Raw genomic sequence first — 5,474 nt, 5'->3', positions numbered from 1 at the left:
TTTATTAGGCAGGGGGTATGAATAAGGGTTTGGCGGTGACCTACTTTCACACGGGAGACCGTACTATCATCGGCGCTGGTTCGTTTCACTGTCCTGTTCGGGATGGGAAGGAGTGGGACCAAACCGCTATGGCCGCCAAACAAAGAGGGCAAATCGGATAGCCTGTGCTTTGGGCACTAACAATCACAAAGAAGTTACCGATGATGGGTAATCAGTAATTCGAACGATGATTTTAGTATCATTATTTCAGTAAGCTTTCTGTTTGTCGTATCACAGCGTTTATGCTGCAAAGTACTTCAAATGATAGAGTCAAGCCTCACGAGCAATTAGTATGGGTTAGCTGCACGCGTTACCGCGCTTCCACACCCCACCTATCAACGTCCTGGTCTCGAACGACTCTTTAGTGCGGTTAAACCGCAAGGGAAGTCTCATCTTCAGGCGAGTTTCGCGCTTAGATGCTTTCAGCGCTTATCTCTTCCGAACTTAGCTACCCGGCGATGCGACTGGCGTCACAACCGGTACACCAGAGGTTCGTCCACTCCGGTCCTCTCGTACTAGGAGCAGCCCCCGTCAAACTTCCAACGCCCACTGCAGATAGGGACCAAACTGTCTCACGACGTTTTAAACCCAGCTCACGTACCACTTTAAATGGCGAACAGCCATACCCTTGGGACCGACTACAGCCCCAGGATGTGATGAGCCGACATCGAGGTGCCAAACTCCGCCGTCGATATGGACTCTTGGGCGGAATCAGCCTGTTATCCCCGGAGTACCTTTTATCCGTTGAGCGATGGCCCTTCCATTCAGAACCACCGGATCACTATGTCCTGCTTTCGCACCTGCTCGACTTGTCGGTCTCGCAGTTAAGCTACCTTTTGCCATTGCACTATCAGTCCGATTTCCGACCGGACCTAGGTAACCTTCGAACTCCTCCGTTACTCTTTGGGAGGAGACCGCCCCAGTCAAACTGCCTACCATGCACGGTCCCCGACCCGGATTACGGGTCTGGGTTAGAACCTCAAAGCCACCAGGGTGGTATTTCAAGGACGGCTCCACAGAAACTGGCGTCTCTGCTTCTAAGCCTCCCACCTATCCTACACAAGTGACTTCAAAGTCCAATGCAAAGCTACAGTAAAGGTTCACGGGGTCTTTCCGTCTAGCAGCGGGTAGATTGCATCTTCACAACCACTTCAACTTCGCTGAGTCTCGGGAGGAGACAGTGTGGCCATCGTTACGCCATTCGTGCGGGTCGGAACTTACCCGACAAGGAATTTCGCTACCTTAGGACCGTTATAGTTACGGCCGCCGTTTACTGGGGCTTCGATCCGATGCTCTCACATCTTCAATTAACCTTCCAGCACCGGGCAGGCGTCACACCCTATACGTCCACTTTCGTGTTTGCAGAGTGCTGTGTTTTTAATAAACAGTCGCAGCCACCGATTCTCTGCGACCCTCCTATGCTTACGGAGCAAGTCCTTAACATTAGAGGGCATACCTTCTCCCGAAGTTACGGTATCAATTTGCCGAGTTCCTTCTCCCGAGTTCTCTCAAGCGCCTTAGAATTCTCATCCTGCCCACCTGTGTCGGTTTGCGGTACGGTTCTGATTCAACTGAAGCTTAGTGGCTTTTCCTGGAAGCGTGGTATCGGTTACTTCGTGTCCGTAGACACTCGTCGTCACTTCTCGGTGTTATGAAGACCCGGATTTGCCTAAGTCTTCCACCTACCGGCTTAAACAAACTATTCCAACAGTTTGCTAACCTAACCTTCTCCGTCCCCACATCGCATTGAATCAAAGTACGGGAATATTAACCCGTTTCCCATCGACTACGCATCTCTGCCTCGCCTTAGGGGCCGACTCACCCTACGCCGATGAACGTTGCGTAGGAAACCTTGGGCTTTCGGCGAGCGGGCTTTTCACCCGCTTTATCGCTACTCATGTCAACATTCGCACTTCTGATACCTCCAGCATCCCTTACGAGACACCTTCTCAGGCCTACAGAACGCTCCCCTACCATGCACTAAAAGTACATCCGCAGCTTCGGTTACAGATTTGAGCCCCGTTACATCTTCCGCGCAGGAAGACTCGACCAGTGAGCTATTACGCTTTCTTTAAATGATGGCTGCTTCTAAGCCAACATCCTGGCTGTCTGTGCCTTCCCACTTCGTTTACCACTTAATCTGTCATTTGGGACCTTAGCTGGCGGTCTGGGTTGTTTCCCTCTTGACAACGGACGTTAGCACCCGCTGTCTGTCTCCCGAGGAACCACTTGATGGTATTCTTAGTTTGCCATGGGTTGGTAAGTCGCAATGACCCCCTAGCCATAACAGTGCTTTACCCCCATCAGTGTCTAGCTCGAGGCACTACCTAAATAGTTTTCGGGGAGAACCAGCTATCTCCGAGTTTGTTTAGCCTTTCACCCCTATCCACAGCTCATCCCCGCATTTTGCAACATGCGTGGGTTCGGTCCTCCAGTACCTGTTACGGCACCTTCAACCTGGCCATGGATAGATCACTCGGTTTCGGGTCTACACCCAGCAACTATATCGCCCTATTAAGACTCGGTTTCCCTGCGCCTCCCCTATCCGGTTAAGCTCGCTACTGAATGTAAGTCGTTGACCCATTATACAAAAGGTACGCAGTCACGGAATAAATCCGCTCCCACTGTTTGTATGCATCAGGTTTCAGGTTCTATTTCACTCCCCTCCCGGGGTTCTTTTCGCCTTTCCCTCACGGTACTGGTTCACTATCGGTCGATGATGAGTATTTAGCCTTGGAGGATGGTCCCCCCATCTTCAGACAGGATTTCTCGTGTCCCGCCCTACTTGTCGTATACCTAGTACCACCGCCGGAATTTCGAATACGGGGCTATCACCCACTATGGCAGAAGTTTCCAATTCTTTCTTCTATCCCGACGGCTATCGTATACAGGCTCCTCCGCGTTCGCTCGCCACTACTTGCGGAATCTCGGTTGATTTCTTTTCCTCCGGGTACTTAGATGGTTCAGTTCTCCGGGTTCGCTTCGCTTATCCTATGTATTCAGATAAGGATACCGCACTGAGTGCGGTGGGTTTCCCCATTCGGACATCACCGGATCAAAGCTTTATTGCCAGCTCCCCGATGCTTTTCGCAGGCTTACACGTCCTTCGTCGCCTATCATCGCCAAGGCATCCACCTGATGCACTTATTCACTTGACTCTATCATTTGAAGTACCTTTTTGACTTCGGAGTTTTACCGTTGACTAGCTATGCTCCTTAAGGCCTTTACTTTGATAAAGCTTACTGCTTGTTGTGTCTTAACCCTGCCTTTTGTGTTTCAGGGTTAAGTCGATACAATCATCACCCAAATTACTGGGCTTTATTTCAGGCTGCCTGGGCAGCTGCAATAAAACCTCATTGTCTTTGTTTGTTGATTTCGGCTATCCAATTTGTTAAAGATCGATGCGTGGTTTTCGCAAATTAAAGCAGTCTGATTCTGCAAACTGCTTTAATTTGGGAAATCTTGGTGGAGGCAAACGGGATCGAACCGATGACCCCCTGCTTGCAAAGCAGGTGCTCTACCAACTGAGCTATGCCCCCTTTACCTTGAACCGGCCTGCCGGCTTTGGTTACTGGTGGGTCTGGGAGGACTTGAACCTCCGACCCCACGCTTATCAAGCGTGTGCTCTAACCAGCTGAGCTACAAACCCAGGTCTCTTCGCATCTCTAAACCGACGATTACCGATAAGTGTGAGTACCTTTGGCCTTCTCTCTAGAAAGGAGGTGATCCAGCCGCAGGTTCCCCTACGGCTACCTTGTTACGACTTCACCCCAGTCATGAAGCATACCGTGGTAAGCGGCCTCCTTGCGGTTAGCCTACCTACTTCTGGTATCCCCCACTTCCATGGTGTGACGGGCGGTGTGTACAAGACCCGGGAACGTATTCACCGCAGTATGCTGACCTGCGATTACTAGCGATTCCGACTTCATGCACTCGAGTTGCAGAGTGCAATCCGGACTACGATCGGTTTTCTGGGATTGGCTCCACCTCGCGGCTTGGCTACCCTCTGTACCGACCATTGTATGACGTGTGAAGCCCTGGTCATAAGGGCCATGAGGACTTGACGTCATCCCCACCTTCCTCCGGTTTGTCACCGGCAGTCTCATTAGAGTGCCCAACTGAATGATGGCAACTAATGACAAGGGTTGCGCTCGTTGCGGGACTTAACCCAACATCTCACGACACGAGCTGACGACAGCCATGCAGCACCTGTGTTACGGTTCCCGAAGGCACTCTCCCGTCTCTGGAAGATTCCGTACATGTCAAGACCAGGTAAGGTTCTTCGCGTTGCATCGAATTAATCCACATCATCCACCGCTTGTGCGGGTCCCCGTCAATTCCTTTGAGTTTTAATCTTGCGACCGTACTCCCCAGGCGGTCAATTTCACGCGTTAGCTACGCTACTAAGCAATCAAGTTGCCCAACAGCTAATTGACATCGTTTAGGGCGTGGACTACCAGGGTATCTAATCCTGTTTGCTACCCACGCTTTCGAGCATGAACGTCAGTGTTATCCCAGGGGGCTGCCTTCGCCATCGGTATTCCTCCACATCTCTACGCATTTCACTGCTACACGTGGAATTCTACCCCCCTCTGACACACTCTAGCCTGCCAGTTCAGAACGCAGTTCCCAGGTTGAGCCCGGGGATTTCACATCCTGCTTAACAAACCGTCTGCGCTCGCTTTACGCCCAGTAATTCCGATTAACGCTCGCACCCTACGTATTACCGCGGCTGCTGGCACGTAGTTAGCCGGTGCTTATTCTTCAGGTACCGTCATCAGAGTCGGGTATTAACCAACTCCTTTTCTTCCCTGACAAAAGTCCTTTACAACCCGAAGGCCTTCTTCAGACACGCGGCATGGCTGGATCAGGCTTGCGCCCATTGTCCAAAATTCCCCACTGCTGCCTCCCGTAGGAGTCTGGGCCGTGTCTCAGTCCCAGTGTGGCGGATCGTCCTCTCAGACCCGCTACTGATCGTCGCCTTGGTAGGCCTTTACCCCACCAACTAGCTAATCAGACATCGGCCGCTCGAATAACGCGAGGTCCTAAGATCCCCCGCTTTCCCCCTCAGGGCGTATGCGGTATTAGCTGTCCTTTCGGACAGTTATCCCCCATTACTCGGTACGTTCCGATGCATTACTCACCCGTTCGCCACTCGCCGGCAGAGTGCAAGCACTCCCCGCTGCCGTCCGACTTGCATGTGTAAAGCATGCCGCCAGCGTTCAATCTGAGCCAGGATCAAACTCTTATGTTCAATCTCTAACTTAATACATCTTCTGGTCTGCTTCAAAGAAAAAGACAGATAAATGCAAATCCTAAAATCTACATATCTTGTCTTATCCGTCGCAGTGTGAGACCAAAGGCACTCACACTTATCGGTAATCTGTCTGTTAAAGAACGTCGCCACAGAAGCAGCGAAAGACCGCAATCATACC

General features: G+C 51.3%; 2 tRNA genes and 3 rRNA genes. All 5 read right to left on the bottom strand.

The window, feature by feature from the left end:
* Window positions 1-27: 27 nt before the first annotated feature.
* The 5 genes from rrf to OP500_RS11055 all read right to left on the bottom strand — a co-directional run bounded on the left by rrf (window position 28) and on the right by OP500_RS11055 (window position 5,293).
* Window positions 28-140: ribosomal RNA gene (gene rrf, locus OP500_RS11075) — 5S ribosomal RNA — on the bottom strand.
* Between the two features lie 165 nt (window positions 141-305).
* A 23S ribosomal RNA gene (locus tag OP500_RS11070) occupies window positions 306-3,197 on the bottom strand.
* Between the two features lie 305 nt (window positions 3,198-3,502).
* Window positions 3,503-3,578: transfer RNA gene (locus tag OP500_RS11065), tRNA-Ala, on the bottom strand.
* A 33-nt stretch (window positions 3,579-3,611) separates the two neighbouring features.
* Window positions 3,612-3,688 (bottom strand) — tRNA-Ile (locus tag OP500_RS11060).
* A gap of 66 nt (window positions 3,689-3,754) precedes the next feature.
* Window positions 3,755-5,293, bottom strand: a 16S ribosomal RNA gene (locus tag OP500_RS11055).
* Together the 16S, 23S and 5S rRNA genes with 2 tRNA genes alongside form the textbook arrangement of a ribosomal RNA operon.
* Window positions 5,294-5,474 lie beyond the last annotated feature (181 nt).

Origin of the sequence: Kingella sp. SNUBH-2017, from assembly GCF_028680565.1 — a bacterium.
Taxonomy (GTDB): domain Bacteria; phylum Pseudomonadota; class Gammaproteobacteria; order Burkholderiales; family Neisseriaceae; genus Kingella_D; species Kingella_D pumchi.
Note: the sequence above shows the minus strand (reverse complement) of the source record. Positions and strands in the feature narration are given on the sequence as shown.